Source organism: Stenotrophomonas sp. CFBP 13725 (assembly GCF_014841935.1).
Classification (GTDB): Bacteria; Pseudomonadota; Gammaproteobacteria; order Xanthomonadales; family Xanthomonadaceae; genus Stenotrophomonas.
In genome coordinates, this window is sequence record NZ_JACYUV010000001.1 from 512,096 (window position 1) to 528,035 (window position 15,940).

At 62.4% G+C, this 15,940-nt stretch carries 16 protein-coding genes; 3 read left to right on the forward strand and 13 right to left on the reverse strand.

What is annotated here, in order from left to right:
• Positions 1-53 precede the first annotated feature (53 nt).
• The 3 genes from IFT65_RS02230 to IFT65_RS02240 are packed head-to-tail and all read left to right on the forward strand — an operon-like array spanning position 54 to position 2,675.
• Positions 54-641, forward strand: a complete 588-nt coding sequence (locus IFT65_RS02230; protein ID WP_192080125.1) for a hypothetical protein — start codon at positions 54-56, stop codon at positions 639-641.
• 58 nt (positions 642-699) lie between these two features.
• On the forward strand, positions 700-1,350 hold the full coding sequence (locus IFT65_RS02235) for a hypothetical protein (RefSeq protein ID WP_192079810.1): 651 nt from the start codon (positions 700-702) through the stop codon (positions 1,348-1,350).
• The gene (locus IFT65_RS02240; protein ID WP_192079812.1) at positions 1,347-2,675 is read left to right on the forward strand and encodes an XVIPCD domain-containing protein; all 1,329 of its coding nucleotides are present in this window, start codon (positions 1,347-1,349) and stop codon (positions 2,673-2,675) included. Before IFT65_RS02235 ends, IFT65_RS02240 begins: the two co-directional genes overlap by 4 nt.
• 57 nt (positions 2,676-2,732) lie before the next feature.
• On the opposite strand, the gene IFT65_RS02245 is transcribed toward IFT65_RS02240, so the two are convergent.
• The 13 genes from IFT65_RS02245 to IFT65_RS02310 form a co-directional block, all read right to left on the reverse strand.
• The gene (locus IFT65_RS02245) at positions 2,733-3,263 is read right to left on the reverse strand and encodes a DUF4189 domain-containing protein (RefSeq protein WP_249405018.1); all 531 of its coding nucleotides are present in this window, start codon (positions 3,261-3,263) and stop codon (positions 2,733-2,735) included.
• A 195-nt stretch (positions 3,264-3,458) separates the two neighbouring features.
• Positions 3,459-3,998 carry a DUF4189 domain-containing protein gene (locus IFT65_RS02250; protein ID WP_192079816.1) on the reverse strand — a complete coding sequence of 180 codons (540 nt, stop codon included), beginning with the start codon at positions 3,996-3,998 and terminating at the stop codon, positions 3,459-3,461.
• A gap of 43 nt (positions 3,999-4,041) precedes the next feature.
• A complete protein-coding gene (locus IFT65_RS02255; protein ID WP_249404993.1) occupies positions 4,042-4,551 on the reverse strand; it encodes a DUF4189 domain-containing protein in 510 nt (169 codons plus the stop codon).
• An 843-nt stretch (positions 4,552-5,394) separates the two neighbouring features.
• Entirely contained in the window at positions 5,395-6,546 is a 1,152-nt protein-coding gene (locus IFT65_RS02265; protein WP_192079819.1) for a type IV secretion system protein, read from the reverse strand.
• Between the two features lie 77 nt (positions 6,547-6,623).
• Positions 6,624-7,394: a hypothetical protein gene (locus IFT65_RS02270; RefSeq protein ID WP_192079821.1), complete on the reverse strand. Its 771-nt coding sequence runs from the start codon at positions 7,392-7,394 to the stop codon at positions 6,624-6,626.
• 32 nt (positions 7,395-7,426) lie between these two features.
• Entirely contained in the window at positions 7,427-9,874 is a 2,448-nt protein-coding gene (locus IFT65_RS02275; RefSeq protein ID WP_192079823.1) for a VirB4 family type IV secretion/conjugal transfer ATPase, read from the reverse strand.
• 45 nt (positions 9,875-9,919) lie between these two features.
• On the reverse strand, positions 9,920-10,252 hold the full coding sequence (locus IFT65_RS02280; protein WP_188327019.1) for a VirB3 family type IV secretion system protein: 333 nt from the start codon (positions 10,250-10,252) through the stop codon (positions 9,920-9,922).
• On the reverse strand, positions 10,245-10,631 hold the full coding sequence (locus IFT65_RS02285; protein WP_188327018.1) for a TrbC/VirB2 family protein: 387 nt from the start codon (positions 10,629-10,631) through the stop codon (positions 10,245-10,247). The genes IFT65_RS02280 and IFT65_RS02285 overlap by 8 nt, the downstream gene beginning before the upstream one ends.
• Positions 10,632-10,703: 72 nt before the next feature.
• On the reverse strand, positions 10,704-11,654 hold the full coding sequence (locus tag IFT65_RS02290; RefSeq protein WP_192079825.1) for a lytic transglycosylase domain-containing protein: 951 nt from the start codon (positions 11,652-11,654) through the stop codon (positions 10,704-10,706).
• A gap of 55 nt (positions 11,655-11,709) precedes the next feature.
• Positions 11,710-12,753 (reverse strand): P-type DNA transfer ATPase VirB11, encoded by a 1,044-nt coding sequence (virB11, locus tag IFT65_RS02295; RefSeq protein WP_192079827.1) that lies wholly within the window; start codon positions 12,751-12,753, stop codon positions 11,710-11,712.
• A 15-nt stretch (positions 12,754-12,768) separates the two neighbouring features.
• Positions 12,769-14,007 (reverse strand): TrbI/VirB10 family protein, encoded by a 1,239-nt coding sequence (locus tag IFT65_RS02300; protein ID WP_188327015.1) that lies wholly within the window; start codon positions 14,005-14,007, stop codon positions 12,769-12,771.
• The gene (locus IFT65_RS02305) at positions 14,004-14,780 is read right to left on the reverse strand and encodes a TrbG/VirB9 family P-type conjugative transfer protein (protein WP_188327014.1); all 777 of its coding nucleotides are present in this window, start codon (positions 14,778-14,780) and stop codon (positions 14,004-14,006) included. The genes IFT65_RS02300 and IFT65_RS02305 overlap by 4 nt, the downstream gene beginning before the upstream one ends.
• Complete coding sequence (locus IFT65_RS02310; RefSeq protein ID WP_192079829.1) at positions 14,777-15,862, reverse strand: type IV secretion system protein; 1,086 nt, start codon at positions 15,860-15,862, stop codon at positions 14,777-14,779. The genes IFT65_RS02305 and IFT65_RS02310 overlap by 4 nt, the downstream gene beginning before the upstream one ends.
• Positions 15,863-15,940 lie beyond the last annotated feature (78 nt).

Sequence of the window (15,940 nt, forward strand, 5' to 3'; positions counted from 1 at the left end):
GATCCGCGAAGACGCTTTCCATGCGAAACACCGTCTTGCCCTGCTTCGTCCTCATGCTGCTTGCCGCCTGTCACTCCGGGGTGGAGCAGCAGGAGACGGGCGACCGCGGGCTGGCCGCGCTGAATCCTGCCCCCCGCGAGGCGTACGCATTCGTTGTGACGATCAACGATGCGCCGGGCCCGTTCGCGGTGGTTGAAGGAAGTGCCCAGTACGACGTCATCAACGAACAGGAATGCGGACGCATCCTGGCGTCGACGGGACGCGCCGGGCGCATTACCAGCCAGGAACCGGTCGCGCTGGAGAAGATCTCCGACACCGAGTACCACGGCACAGTCCATCTGGATCGCATGCTCGACGCAGACTATTACGATCGCGGCGTCTGCCGGTGGAAGTTCAGCGGAGCGGGCGCCATGCTGAAGGCAACCGGTGCCGACGGCGAGACCCGCTTCCTGTCCTTCATCCCAGCTGACCGCTTCATCAAGGGTGAGACCGAAAGCCGGCATTACGCCGACATGGGCTATCCACGCGAATCGCTGAATGACTACGCCGACTACGGTGAGGACGCCCCGGAGGGCTTCAAGCCGGAACTGCGCGGGTCTTTGTTTTCAGCCACCCTGATGGGTAAAGAGGCGCGCCCGTGAGTGCTGCCCCATGACCCCACCTGCTTCACTCTTTTCCCCACCATCCAGGAGGCCCCCAGTGCGCCGATCACTTCTGCCGTGCGCTGTGTTGCTGCTTCTTACTGCCTGCCATTCGGAGACCGCCATGAATCAGGAAATCGCTACCGCAGAACAGGACGTTGAACAGGGCGGCCGCGGGCTGGCCAAGCTCAATCCCGCACCCCGCCAGGCTTACCAATTCGTGCTGAAAATCGACGATGCGCCCGGCCCGTTCACCGTGGTCAACGGCACCGCCCAGTACGACGTCGTCAACGAGCAGGAATGCGGGCGCATCGTGCCGGCGACCGGCCGTGCGGGTCGCATCACCAGCCAGGAGCCGGTAGAGCTGAAGAAAATCTCCGACACGGAGTACCAAGGGACGGTCTACCTCGATCGCATGCTGGATGAGGACTACTACGATCGCGGCGTCTGCCAGTGGAAGTTCAGTGGAGCCGGCGCCACGCTGAAGGCTACGGGTGCGGAGGGTGAGACCCGCTTCGTGTCCTTCATCGATGCGGACCGTTTCGTGAAGGGTGAGCGGGAAACCCAGCACTACGCCGACCTCGGCTACCCGCGCGACGAGATGGACAACTACGCCGATTACGGAAAAGACGCTCCGGAGGGCTTCAAGCCCGAGCTGCGTGACGCACTGTTCTCGGTGACGCTGACCGGTAAAGAGGCGCGCTCATGAGCCTGCGCAGCCAGGATTACGCCGCACTCGCCGATGATGCCTACAAGGATCGCGCTGTCGGCCGCTGGGCGCCCGATGAAGCGGAGGTGGTCCCGATCGGTGACCATAGCTACCGCATCCTGGAGCACGTCAACAACAAGAACGGCTACCAGGGTTTCATTTACCAGCGTGTAGATACCAACGAAATCGTCGTCGCCCATCGGGGCACCGAGCAGCCGCTGCACGACGTGGTTGCCGACCTCGGTATGGTGGTCGCCCGCACCAACCTGCAGGCAGACGATGCGATTGCGTTGACTGCACGGGCCAATCAGTTCGCACAGCGCGAAGAAACCCGTAGCGGACAGCACCTGGATGTCACGGTCACCGGTCATTCGCTCGGTGGCTCGCTCGCACAGATCTCTGCGCACCACCACGGCCTGAAGGGCGAAACCTTCAACGCCTATGGCGCGGCCAGCCTGGGCTACCGCATTCCGGAAGGCGGCAATGCGATGGTCAACCACGTGATGTCCGCCGACCCGGTCAGCGCGGCTTCCGGCCACTATGGCCAGGTCAAGGTCTACGCCAATGAGACCGAGATCAAGAACCTGTACGGATCCGGCTTCCGCAACGGCGCCGTTGCCGGCTTCCTGATGCCCGACTCTGCCCTGCTGGCCGCCGGTCGCTCGCTGGATTCCCACATGATGACGAACTTCCTGGACAAGCAATCGGTGCTGGACAATCCAGCCTCGCAAGCGCTGGCCAAGCAGAACGCGGGCATGATCAACGAGTACCGCGACAAGCTGGAGTTTCTGCGTGGCGGCCTCACCACGGCCACGCGCGGCGGTATCGGCAACGCAGTGGACATATACGACCGGATCCGCGGCCCGCTTGACCCCGGCGAACCCGCACGCAAGGCGGCCGAAGAAGAATCGCACAAGCGCGACGGCGCCATGCGCATGGACAGCCCCGGCCACCCTGGCAACCTGCTGTTCCAAGACGCTCTGCGCGGCGTGGAAGCGCAGGACCTGCGCGCGGGACGTACGCCGGATCAGCACACGGGCCAGTTGGCCGGCAGCCTGGCGGCGGAAATGCATGCCAATGGCGGTACCCGTATCGACAACGTGCTGATGAGCAACGATGCCTCGCGCACCTTCGGGGTGCAGGGTGAAGTGAACGATCCAGCGCACCTGCGGGTGTCAGTGGCGACGACTGAAGCGATGAACATCCCGCTGGATCAGTCCAGCGAACGCGTCGCGTCGCAGCAGGCTGCCCAACAGGTGGCCTCGCAGGACCGCGATATGCAGATCGAGCAGAGCCAGGCGGCAGCACGCAGCATGAATGCCTGAAGTCGTCTTACAGATGCGTTGGGCCGGGCAACACCCGGCCCACGCGGCGCATCGCAATCAGCGTATACGCACCGCGACCGAGCAATCCGAGTACCCCACTTTGCATTCCCCCACACCTTGGAGGAAGCATTCGGCCGTCGCCGTTGTGATCGCATTCTCGAGGGTGAATGCTCTGCCGACCACAAGATGCTGTGGCGTCGGCTCCGGCGGCGACGCGACCGCCACGCAGGAATTCTGATAGCTCACACGTATCACGCAGTCCTTCGCACCACTGCGCTTGCACTGATCCAGCGCTTCCCGCTCCGCGCGCCGCTTGCGGTTCTGGGTGTTGGAAACGCCCATGGCCAACTGTGTCGGTGAGGTCGCGATAGCGCCCCATGGCGCGGTCCACGCCTCAGCGAGGGGTGACGGTGCGCCGCCCCCGGTAGGTGCGCAACCCAGCATGCCAGGCCCGCCCACGGGAAACTGCCCCGGCGGACAGCGGCCTTCCGCCCTGGCTGCGAACGGCAGGAAGGCAAACGCGACAAGCGTTGCCATGAAGATTAATCGCTCAAGCACGCACTTCTCCTTATCACTGTCGCTCTCCATCACGCCGGAAAACCCTCCCCCAGTCTGACCTACAGAGGACTTACGAGGCATTGCAACTTACTTGAAAACGTTACCTCAGCCTTGCTGAGGTTGTAGTCCATCCATGCGCAAGGCAAGGTTGCCAGATCGCACCGTCAACCGCCTATCTGAAGGGAGCCCATTTATCTGCGCCCCCTTCTCGAACCGAACAAACACTCAGCGAATGTACTTTGGCAGACTGCAACCGCTGTAAGCGACGGTGCACGTCCCGCCTGCAGCAGGTTTGCATTTCATCAATCCATCGCCGATGGCCGCTTCGGTCGTCTTGCCAACGCCCAAGCCGACCTTCGCACCAGGCACATCAGCCGGTGGCACAACCCACGCGGCACACTGGCTGCTGTAATCCAAGATGACCCGGCAATCCTTCACGCCATTGCGCGAGCATTTTCCAAGCGCAGTCGCAACGGCCGCGCTGCGACTCACTTCGTCTGCTGCAACACCCGCGTCAGTGGTGGTGTCAGAGAGTGCGAACGCTCCCCAACGCGCTTCATACCGCCCAGGATCCACCGCAGGCTGCTGAGGCTGCCCCGGCTGCGCTCCGCCATAATTGGATATCGGCGCACACCCCATGACGCCTTGTCCGCCAACGGGGTAATGACCGGGAGGGCAGTTGCCCTCGGCACTGGCCGCGAAACAAGGCAGAACCAACACCGAAAGCGCGACCAAGACTTGGAAGTAGTGTGCTTGCTTGAACATACATCCTCTGGGGCCTAAATCCGACGCTAGTCCTGATCGAACGCTAGAACTTCTCGAAAATCGGCTCGCTACAGCCGGTGTAGATGATTTCGCATACGCCGTTCGGAACCTGCGCCCTACAGTCACGTTCCAAGCCTTGGCTGGCGATGTCGACCGTTGCGGCGGACCGAAGCCTGCTCTCGTATCCCGGGCCAAAATACATCGCCGCCATGCATTGATTCTTATAGGTCATTTTCACTGCGCAGTTCTTGGCGCCATCCTTCGCACAGTCGGCGATAGCGGCTCTGGATGCTTCCGCCTTGCTTCTCAAGCCCGTCGCGGCTCCGCCGGTGGTGCCTGAAACTGCAAAGCCCCCCCACGTCTCAATCCATCTGCCCGTAGGACGCGGTGCAGCAGGCTCTGCAGCAGCCTGCGGGATCGGCGCGCAACCCAGCATTCCCTGGCCTCCGACCGGAAATTGTTCAGGCGGGCAGCGTCCTTCAGCCTTCACACCCTCGCCCATTGGAAGTAGAGCGCCAACGGACACGGCCAGAATGACTACGAAACGAAACATATCGTGGATCCTGTAAACATTGCGCTCCACCAAGGCAACGCAGCTGTCACGTGATACTTGGCGCTGACCGAAGATCGTGCAACCGACCTGCGATTAAGCCATGAGCGTGCACATCGCGACGTGGAAGAAGAGCACTGGAATCGGCGCAGCGGCGAGAATCGGAGTACTCAGGACGTCCCTGGTGCAGGGCTTTGCTCGCACGAGCCAAAAGGTACATGCTGCCTACGCCGATCAAGCGTGAATTCGAGGCAATCGAGTCAGCGAAATGCCTCAAATAGGGGCAGGCTGCAGGCCGCGTATGCAATGTTGCAGCTCTTGCCACCGTCCTGGGGCGAGCACCCCTTGCGTGCTGCGTCGATGGCAAGGGCCTCCGTTCGTCCACCAGCGCTGACAGACTTCATTGACGGAGGGCGAGGGCGAGGAATCGGATCCGCCAAGGCAATGCAGCTATCAGTGTAGGAAGTCACGACCTTGCATCTCAAGCCGCCGTTCTGCTCGCAATTCTTGATTGCGAGCGAGCTTGCTTCACCACTTGAAGGTTGAGCCTCTGCCACGCCGGTGGATAGCACGACGCCACGCTCACCTGCGGAGGCATCCTCTGCGATAGCGCCAAACCTGGAGTGCCAGCGTCCATTCGGTTTGGGCGGTTCCTGCGCTGGAGCCTGCCCCCCTGGGATAGGAGCACACCCAAGCATCCCAGGACCTCCTACAGGAAACTGGCCAGGCGGGCACCGCCCCTCTGCTGCGGCTCCCCCGCCAAGTAAGAGAAGGGAGAGAAAAACCAGGCTTCTCATGATCATCCAAATCTCCAGCCAACGTATGTTGATTGTTACTAAAGTCTACTTATACGGTCGGCGCGTTACCCATGCGTCCGGGAGAACTTGTGGGCGATGCGGGGGCCGTCCCCGAAACCGTCCGACCCAAATCGGACTGGCCGACCATGGTTACGGCTGCGGGCTGCGCCATCGGTGCAGCCGGCGTGTAAGTACCCGGCGGACGACCATCCGCGCTCGGTGCTGACGAAGCAGTGCCACCGATCTGCGAATACGCTGCGTAGTTACCCAACGTGCCTTGGAAGAAGAACGCTGCCATCGGCGGCGCAGTCAAGATCAACGTCGTCAGGATCAAGCCCATACCACCCTGCTGCATGGCCTGGCTGGTCATGCCATCACTCATGCTGCCATTCATCAGGAAGGTATCAACCAAAGCCGTAGCCCAGAATGCACCGGCGACACGGATCACCATGTCCAGCGCAATGGACACCATCGCCGCCAGGACGGCCATCGAGAACATCGTGCCTATGCCGTAGAAGAGCCATTTCTGGAACAACGCCTTGGTCTGGTCGAACAGCAGACAGAGGATGAAGAGTGGCCCAAGGCCGATGAACAACGCCAAAGCGATCTGATACAGCAGCAGCATGGAGCCCGCAGTGACCGCTGGCCCACCCGTACCGAGGGCAATAAGCATCATGGCGCGGTTCTTGTCGCCTGCCAGTACGGGATCACCCGCCACGTTGATCGCGTCGATGCTGGACATGGCAACCTGCATCCACGCCAGCGCGTCATCGATCTGGTCCTCCGGCTTCTTGTCCGAATCCGTGACGACCTGCGAAATCTCGTTCTTGACGTCGTTGGCGAGGAAGTCATGCACCTTGGTGCCGAACATGGCCATGCTCGTGGCGATACTGACAATCAGCGCGGCACGCGCCATGTCGGTCACCAGCGCCATCATGGATTCGCGGCTGCGGCCGGTGACGATGCGGAAACCCTGCACCAGCACCCACAGCGTCATCAGGGTGAGGGCGATACCGCCTACCCAGGTCATCATGTTGCCGAGCAACGCCACGCCGAAATCGCTGATCCGCTTTTCCAGGTAATCCAGGATCAGGCGGAAGAAAACGAAGTCACCGATGGAGGACTGCACGCGTGCGACGTTCTGCAGCAGGTGCAGCAACCCGTCGGAGAAGTGGAAATTGTCGAGTGCCCTGAACATCATTCCTGCGATCCTTGGAAATTATTCCTGTTTGCCCAGCGACAGCCTGTCGTTGCGCATCAAACGGTGATGCAGCGGTCTTACTTGATGCTGAGGGCAGTCTTGAGGGCTGCCGTCTTCACCAGATCACGCGCAAGCCGGTTGGACTTGCCTTTCAGCGCACCCATCGCGATTACTTTCAGGTTCTCTTCCTCGACGGAGATGAACGCGTCGTAGGCCTTCATGCGCGTCTCCCACTCGCGCGTCTTGACCGCGATATCGTTGGCCGTGCGCAGCGACTCGCTGTCAACTGCGGTCACGTTGCCTAGCAGCTTGCTCCCCGTACGCAGATTATTGATGCGATCCAGCGCGGCCTGCATCTGCGCCATGGTGCCGCCGGCGAACTCGATGGACTCGTTGTACTTCCGGTTGCGGATGACACGGATGCGCGAGCAGATCGTCTGCTGCTGGGCCTTCCAGTCACCCTCGGGCTGGTAGACGAAACGCTTGAACAGACCGGTCAGGCTGAGATCGGCGCCGCCGCAGGTCTCGGCCACCATGTAGTCGTCCGGCACGGTGGTCAGTGGTGCACCCGCCGGCAGGCCGAAGTTGTTGATCGTGCCGCTGATGGTCACCAACGCATCGGTGTAGCGCTTCAGCTGCTCGGCCCAGCGCAGTTCATCCTTGGCGAACTCTGCCCCGGACTGGATCTTTGACCACATGTTTTCGAACCAGTTCGCGCCGTCGAACACCGGCACACCAGAGGCGCCGACGTTGGTCGCGAACAGCATCGAGGCTCCCAGTACCAGGCTGGAGCAGAGTTTGGTCATGCGACGCGCCGTGCGCGGGCGCTTCGAATTCGGACGAGTCATGAGAACCTCCATGCGGTGAGTCTGTTTGGCGTTCATGCGGCCTGCTCCCTGCTGGAAGAGGCCGGCTTACCCGAGCCCTTCCGCTGCTTGTAGAAATCTTCCAACCACTGTTCCGGTGTGAGATCGGCCTCGCTGACTTTCTCGCGCACTGCAGCGTCATGGAGTACATGGTGCATGACATCGATATTGTCCGTCGAGGCTGAAATGACCGACAGAATGTCGTCCATACCGCGAAGATTAAGCTGGCAGACGTTGGACGCATGCCCCTGCTTGACCAGGAAACACCGCGAGCGTTCATCCAGGGCGGTGACGACCTTGAACTCGGCTTCGGTCAGTTTCAGGCCTTCGATATAGTCTTCGCGGCTGGCGTTGGGGTTCGGCAACAGGATCAGCGTCGCGGTCTGTTCGATCAGCGCTGCGGCGATATCGCTGTTGAGCGCGTCCTCCGGGCTCTGCGTGGCGAAAATGCCCAGGCCGTTCTGCTTACGGATGGTCTTCTGCTTGTTCTTGGCGAACTCCTTCAGGCCGCCGCTGCCGTCAAGGATCTTCCAGAACTCGTCCATCACGTAGATCAGGCGACGGCCGTCGATCAGGGATTCCAGCTTGTGCAGCAGGTACTGGATGACCGGCACACGCACTTCCGGATTGTCGATTACTTCGGTGTAGTCGAAGCCAATGATGTTCGCGCGCGTCAGATCGATGGTGTCCACCGGATTGTCGAACACCCAGCCCAACGAGTTGCCCGACGTCCAGCGGCGCATGCGCGCATACAGGCCGTCATCGCCCATGTTGGGCAGGCTCTTCTGGAAGTTGGTCATGCTGCGCAGGTGCATCGGCGTATCGAGCATGCTCTCCACGGCGCGGAAGATGTCCTCTTCTTCACGAGCGCTGTACTGCGTCTTGCCGGCCAGCACCTTGACCAGATCGGCCAGGAACTGCACGTTGGATTCATTGCGCTCACACTGGAACGGATTGAAGCCGGTCGGGCGTCCGTTCTCCAGCGCAAGGTAGTTGCCGCCGCAGGCACGGACGAAGATCTCCGCGCCGCGGTCTTTATCGAAGAAGAAGATGGTCGGCGCCGGATCGTACTTCTGCACCTGGCTGAGCAGGAAGTTGATCAGCGCGGTCTTACCCGTACCGGATTTGCCGATCACCATGGTGTTGGCGATCGCCTTTTCGCCCAGCGAGTTCTCTGCCGGGTGGGTGGCATGGAAATTGAAGTAGTACGGCTGACCGTTGGTGGTCTGCAGCGTGGTCACGCACTCGCCCCACGGATTGTTCTGCTGCTTGCCGGTGGCGAAGTTGTGCAGCGGCGACAGGCCGAGGAAGTTCAACGAGCTCAGGTTGGCCAGACGGGTGCGATAGCGCCAGTTGGCCGGAATCTGCGAGTAGAACGACGAAGTAACAGCCAGGTCTTCCTTGGCCGACACGAAGCCGGCGTTGGACAGTTCCGCGCGGGTAGCCGACACGTTGTTGGCCAGCTTGACCTGGCTCTCGGCATACACGGCAATGATGTAGTGGTACTCGCCGAGCACGAAATTGCCGGAGGACAGCTGGTCCATGGCGTAATCCAGCTCGGTGATCTGGCTGACGGCCTTGTCACCGGAGGAGATCATCATGCCCTTGGTGCGGTCGAGGATCTTCAGTGCATCCTGGCGACCCATCGGGCTGAAGGAATGGGTGATGACGTACTCGAAATCCAGGTACTTCAACCCATTGAGCACGCCCGGCCACGTCCCTTCAGCGAACTCCTTGATGTTGAGGATCGCGCCGAAGTGGTTCTCGCCGTTTGGCGTGTTGATCACGAAATCGCCTGTCTTCGGCGAGAACATGTGCCGGCTGACCGGCAGGTAATCGGCGACCGGCGCGGCCAGCACCGGCACCGGTTCGTCGATCCGGTTGATCAGGTAACCGAAGAACTCCAGCGTTTCGGAGAACACCACGCCGTTGGCTGCTTCGTACATCCCCAACCGGTACGGGGCGTAGTCACGGATCACCGCTTCCACGTTGCCCGCCAGCTCCATCAACTTGTCGACCGCCTGCTCCTGTTCGGCCTGCAGGCGTTCGACGTTCCCTGACTTTTCCACGAAGCGCTTACCGGCCACGACGGGCCGGTAGATCATCGTCATGTACAGCTCGTTCTGCATGATGCGCTGGCTGGACAGCATGTCCATGTACACATCCGACACGTCCTGGTTGAAGCGCTCACGGAACGTGCTGCGCGACTTCAGCTTGCGGCGGCGACGTACGTCATGCACCCAGAAGGCGACATTGACGAAGTCAGGCGCGCGCAGGGACTGCAGCAACCGGTTGAACGTGTTGTGCTTGTGCTCCAGCTCCCACTCTTCGCGGCCCACGAAGGGCAGGCCTTCCAGGTGCCAGGTCAGCAGATAGTCGCCACCGGTGGTCTTCACCACAGACGGTGCAACGTGCGAGGACAAGGGAATGAACTCGCTGATCGACGTATCGGGACTGAACATGCAACTCTCCTGGATCGCTGGACGAACGTACTGCTGGAAAAACGGTCAGCGCCGACGCGCGGGACGACGATGGTCGTCCGGTGCCGGGGTCTTGCGATACGCGTTCGGACTGAACACCCACATGCCGTCATGATCCTGCAGGTTCCGCGCGCGGAACTTGAACTGCAGGCGCAGACCCATCAAGCGGAAGATCATTTCGTCGCGCTTTGCCATCTGCCGCATGATGAAAACCGCCACTGGAATCGCGAGCAGTACCCACAGATTCCAGTACATGGACAGCAGCAGCAGACCGCCGGCGACCATGAAGAACGGGACATACGGCACGCCGAGGAACATCGCCGGCCGTGTGCATCCGCGGAAGACGACGTTCTTATGCATAGTAGGAGCTGGACGCCTGGATCAGCGCGGCGGTGCATTCGGTAGCGCCGTCACCCAGCAGCATCTTGGCGATCTGGCTGGCCGCACCGATCAGCAGGCCACCGATCAGGATCGGCGAGACGTCGGAAATGCGCTTGTGAGCGAACGCGATCTGGTAACCGGCGAAGATCACTGCGATGGTGACCACGGCGATGGAGGCCATGTTCAGCAGGCCGCTGATGCTGTCGAAGAAACCGCAGACCTTCTTGTCGGTGTCAGCAAAGCCACCCGGGGTCGCGAACACTTCCGGCACGAACAGAGCGCCAACGAAGGCGGTGGCCAGTGCAAGGGTCTTGGCAGTGCGCTTGGCATGCGCCAGATCGATGTGGGACTTGTTCATGGATTTCGTTCCTTCTGCTGTGCTGGAGGGGTGTTGCGGGTGAAGGGGTGCGGGGGCGCCCCGGTAAAAGGGTCAGAAAACAAAGGCGTCATCGACAGGCGGGCCTTGCGGTGCCCGCTGCTGCGGCGCCTGTTGGACGGGTGTGGCGCCTTGGGCCGGCGCGTTGCGCTGTCCCCACGGCTGCACCAGTACCGGTTGCTCCTGCATCGGCTGCGCATATCCGGGCGCAGGCGCGGCCATCTGCTGCTGCGGCGGCTCGGCGTACATGCCGCCGGCCACCGGCTGAGCGGACTGCTGCGGCTGCACCGCGCGATCCACCAGGCCCATGACCGCGCGCGACAAGGCGCCGTCGGCCGTGCGCAGCAAGCTGCCACGGACCATGTCATTCGTATTGGGATACACCACGTAGGCGCGCGCCGGATCATCCGGCTGCGCAACAACTACCGGTGCCGACGCCGAACCGGCGATCCGGTTGTTCAAACGCGTGACGTGCTCCGGAAGCGGCTGCCGCGTGGCAGAGGCTGGACGCGGGCCCTGTCGGTCGATCACCCGGATCGGCTGCACCCCGCCAACGGCGGCCACCATCTGGCCACGCCGCATCGAGTTGAACACCTTGTCCACATAGCCGTGGCGGAAACCGGTAGTGAAGTTGCCCGAGTAGTAGCAACTGAACGACTTGCCCCAATCGCCGCCGGAACGCGAGTGGCACTCAGCGAGGATGCGCGAGGCCGCCTGCAGGTTCGGGCAGGTCTCGAACGCTTTCTCGTAACTGTTCAGGCCGTACTTGGCCAGGTTGTAGCGGTTCACCTGACCCAACCCCAGCGAGAAGTTGTAGCCATTCTGTTCCAGCATCTTGGCCGTCGCCACTGCTTCGTCCAGACGCTGCGGCTGGCGCGCCAATGCGCCGCCCACTACGCCAATCGCGTACGGGTTACGCGAGGATTCCACCTGCACCACGTGCTTCATCACGTCCATGGAGACGGCCATTTCCGGACAGGCCAGTACTTCGAGTCCAGGCAGCATCAGCGTGCCCTCCCCTTGCCTGCGCGGTACGGTCGATGGTTCTGCATGGCCATGGTCACTGCTCCTGCCCTTGGGTGCGGCCGGGATTGAAATCGATGCCGGTGATGTAGCGCGAACCCGCATGCGCCTTTACATGCACCACGATATCGATGGTCATCTGCAGCAGGCGCTTGATCACGGCAAACTCCAGCCCCGAGCCTTCCGACGACGCCTTCACCATCAGCGCCAACTGGTCCCAGGTCTGTTCCGGGCTGCCGGCATGGCAGCTGGTGATGGAACCGGGATGGCCGGACGCACAGTTGCGGATGAAGTAGAACGCCTCATCGCCGCGCAGCTCGGCCAGGATGATCCGGTCCGGCTTCATGCGCAGGCAGGCTTCCATGCAGGTCTTGGCGCTGACGTTGCTGCTGCTCTGCCCGCCCTTCGAGTACAACAGGTGCACGACATTGGGCTGGGTGATGAACAGCTCGCGCGCGTCTTCGATGGTCACCAAGCGCTCTTCCGCGGGGATATGGTTGACCAGCGATTTCATGAATGTCGTCTTGCCGCTGCCGGTGGCACCGGACACCACGATGTTCTTGCGGTAGTGCACGGCGCGCTTGAAGAACTCGGCATATTCGCGCGACTGGCGCAGCGCCAGCAGCTCCTGGTCCTGGGTGTTCAGACCAGCATCCTGCTCCAGGATCTGGTCGAAGAACCCATCGTCCTGGTACTGCGACAACGTGCGCGTGTGCTTGGACGGCAGACGGATGGTGATGGAGACCTTGCCGCCGTCACACGCCGGGGGAATCACGAACTGCGCACGCGGGCCGCTGGGGAAGGTCAACGAGACCATCGGGTCGGCATCGGTGATGCGCTGCCCGGTGTTGCTCTCGTTGACCACCGCCGTACAGAACTGGCGTGCGCGCTCGAAGGTCAGCGTGGGAACAGCGACCCGTTCCCAGCCATTGCGGGTTTCCAGGTACAGCTCGCCCGGACGGTTGATGCAGATTTCCGTCACGTCCTGCGATTCCATGAACCCGGCAATGCCCAGCACTTCGTACTGGTACTGCAGGAATTCACTGGAAACCAGTGCGATGGGGGAAGTTTCTGCGTCCACGGTCCTTCTCGCTCCTTACATCCGGCGGCCGAGCACGGCGCTGAAATCAACGTCTTTGGCGACGTAGACGTTCATCACGGTGCCCTGGTTGACGGTGACGGTCGGCTGCGGCCGATCCGACAACGCTTCACCGGCCAGGCGTTCCATGGTCCGCGCGGTCGCGCTTTCATACGGGCTCTGCACCGCGAACCCATTGCTGCCGATCGTGGTGGTTTCCGGACCGTTTTCCGCCGCGGCGTACTTGAAGGCATCGGCCAGCAGGCTGATCATCAGCGCGCTGGTCAGACGCTTGCCCCAGTGGGCGGTGTACTGCCCGGGCACGCCGGCGCCACCCAGTCCGTCGGTACCGGGGCTGGACATGGCCACGTCGATGCCATTCGGCGTCGTGATGCGGTCCCAGATGACGTCCACGCGCTTGGCCACCGGGCCACCGTTGTAGCTGCCGTAGATCTTCGAACCCTTCGGCAGCAGCAGCGTCCGACCGTTGATCGAATACACCGGCTCGGTCACCAGGCACGAGGTGTAGCCCGGGATGTCGGTGATGATCCGCGTTTCCAGTACGCAACGCAGATAGGTGCCGCGCACCAGCAGTGCATCCGGACTGCGGATGAAGGCAGCGGAGGTCGGCAATGCTTCGCCTTCCCGGCCCAGCATCCCGCCCTGCGCACCCTGGGCACCAGCACCGCCGGCACCCTGCGCGGCCGGATCCAGCGGACCGCCCGGCAGATACGGATTGGCCTGGCCTTGCGGCTGCGGATACTGCCCCAGGGTCTGGCCCTGGCCTTCACCCAGTGCTTCGGCAGCAGCGATGCGGCGCTCCAGCAAGGTCGGGCCACGCGGGCCGCGATCACCGCGATCACCACCGGCGTACGACGGCGCTGTGTCATCGACCGGCGGCGGCGGCAACATCGGAATCGGCTCGGCAGGCGCTTCGATCGGCGTCGCGCTCGGGATGGTCGGCAGCACGGGCGTGGTGGTACGTGCTTCAGCACGCGGCACCGGTGCCGGCTCCGGTTCGTTGCCCTTGCGGAACAGCAGGTAGCCCATGGCCAGCAGCAGCAGCAGGATGCCACCCAGGAACAGCAGCGCCTTGCGATCCAGGCGGCGCTCTTCCACCGTCCGCAGACGCGGGGCCGCAGCGTCCAGGTCAGGCGTAGGCTCCGGATCTACCCGGTTGAAATACGGGTTGTTTTCCGGCTGCGTGCCATCGCGCCTGTCGTCGGGTCCATTACCCGGGGGAGTGGTCTGGCTCATTTCTTGACGTTCCTTCGCAGGCCAACAACGTTATCGCCATGGCGGATCACCAGGTACGGATGGGTGCCGTGCACCACAAGCGTGTTGCCTTCCACGGTCGTATTGACCACGAAGTCTTCGCCGTTTTCCGTCTCGCGGCCGAACACCGCCGGGAAGATGCCGGTCTTGTACTCCGGCGACGCGGGCAGCCGCACGTAGGTGAAGCGACCATCGTCATAGGTGTTGACCGGAATCAACCAGCCCATCTTCTTGGCGCGGCGGGTGGAATAGGAATAGTCGAAGTTGTAACGACGGTCCTTGGCCAGCACCGTGCTGAGCAGCGGCTTGGCCTCTTCTTCCACCGCTTCCTGGGCGACACCGAACTCGCTGTCGCTGGGATACGTAAAGGCGATGCGGTACTGCACACCTGCCCGACGTGCCTGGTCCAGCTGGCGCCAGTCGGTGGCCACGACCTTCAGTTCGAAGATGTAGTGGTGGGTTTCCGTGCGCACCATCATGTTGGTGTCCACGTCCACGTTCTTCGGCTTCAGATAGAACACGTTGCCGCGACGGGTCAGTTCCCAGCCCGCGCTGAATCCGGTGCTGTAGTCGAGGATCTTTTCGTTCGGGCTGAGCTCGATCTGGGTGGTAAGACCCAGGCCGGTGCGCACCTGATAGATCCGGTCCTTTTCATACTCGTACTGGTCGACGCCCTGCGCCGACGCACTGGCAGCCGACAGGGCCAACGCCCCGGCGACCAACCATGCACATGTCCTGATCTTGCGACTACTCATCGGTTGCTTGCTCCATCAGCAGTTCCGCTGGAAAGATTGCGCGCCGGCAGCGGCGTGCCTTGGCCCGGCGCAGCCTGCGCCGGCGCGCCGGGAACCGGGGTGCCCTGCGCGGGGACCGGCTGCGGCGTGTAAGTGCCAGGCGCGGCCTGGTTCGGATTCGTGCCCGGCGGCAGTGGCTGCGCAGGCACCATCTGGCCCGGAGCGGTCTGCACAGGCTCAGCCAGCGGCTGGCCGGTGATCGGATCGAAACGGGCGACCGGGACCTCTGCTGCCGGCTGGGCTGCGACGTCGCTGGGCACGGCCGGCGTGGCAGCCGGGGCGGCGGTCGAGGCATCCGGCACCGGTACGCCTGCAGCGGCGTAATCACGGTCCACGCGGTATTCGGTCACCTGGAACGACAGCGGATTGAGCACGCGTTCCTGCTCGCTCAGTGCCAGGGCAGCCTTGTATTCGAAGCGCAGCGTGACCAGCTGGTTATCCAGGTAGGTCGATGCGCCGGTGCGCTTGTCCAGCAACGTGCGCTGGATGCGTACCGAGGCCCCGCGGAAGCCGCCGTTGGGCAACGTGCCCAGCGGGGTGATGCTGAGGATCTTCACCCGCAGCGCGCGCTCGGTGCCATACAGCACCAGCGGGCTCTGCGGATTGCTACGGTTGTACTGCGCCTGCAGCGCTGCACCCACCGCCTGATCGGACATCACGAAGACCTGTTCCCAGTCCCGCAGGCCCATGATCGCGTAGTCGTAGGATTCGCGCGCCAGTACGTACTGCGCCACGTTGCTGCGGTTGATCGCCTCGTTGCTGGTGATCGAGTTCTCGCCGAGATTCCCCGACAAGCGCGCCACCGACGCCGTGCCGGTGTATGCATCGGCCATCACCAGGAAGGGCACTTTTTCCTTCAACGGCAGCACGTAGTAGTACCCACCCGCCAGCGCCAAGGACATCAGCAAGGAGGCGCTCGCCACCCACCACGCACGACGCTCACTCTTGCGCGCCATGTCGGCCACGGTGATCTCGTAGCTGACGGCCTTCGCCACAGCCTGCTCGACCTTGGGACTGTTGCCTGGGTCTTTCTTACGGAACATGGATTCTTCCGGACTACGTGGACGTCAATGAGCGCCATGTCCCGCACCGCGTGCAGGACACTACGTGGAGAAAAACAA

Excerpts from the sequence above, each read along its gene's own strand:
- IFT65_RS02230 (WP_192080125.1), top strand. The coding sequence starts at position 54 with ATGCTGCTTGCCGCCTGTCACTCCGGGGTGGAGCAGCAGGAGACGGGC.
- IFT65_RS02240 (WP_192079812.1), top strand. The coding sequence starts at position 1,347 with ATGAGCCTGCGCAGCCAGGATTACGCCGCACTCGCCGATGATGCCTAC.
- IFT65_RS02245 (WP_249405018.1), bottom strand. The coding sequence starts at position 3,263 with ATGGAGAGCGACAGTGATAAGGAGAAGTGCGTGCTTGAGCGATTAATC.
- IFT65_RS02250 (WP_192079816.1), bottom strand. The coding sequence starts at position 3,998 with ATGTTCAAGCAAGCACACTACTTCCAAGTCTTGGTCGCGCTTTCGGTG.
- IFT65_RS02255 (WP_249404993.1), bottom strand. The coding sequence starts at position 4,551 with ATGTTTCGTTTCGTAGTCATTCTGGCCGTGTCCGTTGGCGCTCTACTT.
- IFT65_RS02265 (WP_192079819.1), bottom strand. The coding sequence starts at position 6,546 with ATGATGTTCAGGGCACTCGACAATTTCCACTTCTCCGACGGGTTGCTG.
- IFT65_RS02270 (WP_192079821.1), bottom strand. The coding sequence starts at position 7,394 with ATGACTCGTCCGAATTCGAAGCGCCCGCGCACGGCGCGTCGCATGACC.
- IFT65_RS02275 (WP_192079823.1), bottom strand. The coding sequence starts at position 9,874 with ATGTTCAGTCCCGATACGTCGATCAGCGAGTTCATTCCCTTGTCCTCG.
- IFT65_RS02280 (WP_188327019.1), bottom strand. The coding sequence starts at position 10,252 with ATGCATAAGAACGTCGTCTTCCGCGGATGCACACGGCCGGCGATGTTC.
- IFT65_RS02285 (WP_188327018.1), bottom strand. The coding sequence starts at position 10,631 with ATGAACAAGTCCCACATCGATCTGGCGCATGCCAAGCGCACTGCCAAG.
- IFT65_RS02290 (WP_192079825.1), bottom strand. The coding sequence starts at position 11,654 with ATGCTGCCTGGACTCGAAGTACTGGCCTGTCCGGAAATGGCCGTCTCC.
- IFT65_RS02300 (WP_188327015.1), bottom strand. The coding sequence starts at position 14,007 with ATGAGCCAGACCACTCCCCCGGGTAATGGACCCGACGACAGGCGCGAT.
- IFT65_RS02305 (WP_188327014.1), bottom strand. The coding sequence starts at position 14,780 with ATGAGTAGTCGCAAGATCAGGACATGTGCATGGTTGGTCGCCGGGGCG.
- IFT65_RS02310 (WP_192079829.1), bottom strand. The coding sequence starts at position 15,862 with ATGTTCCGTAAGAAAGACCCAGGCAACAGTCCCAAGGTCGAGCAGGCT.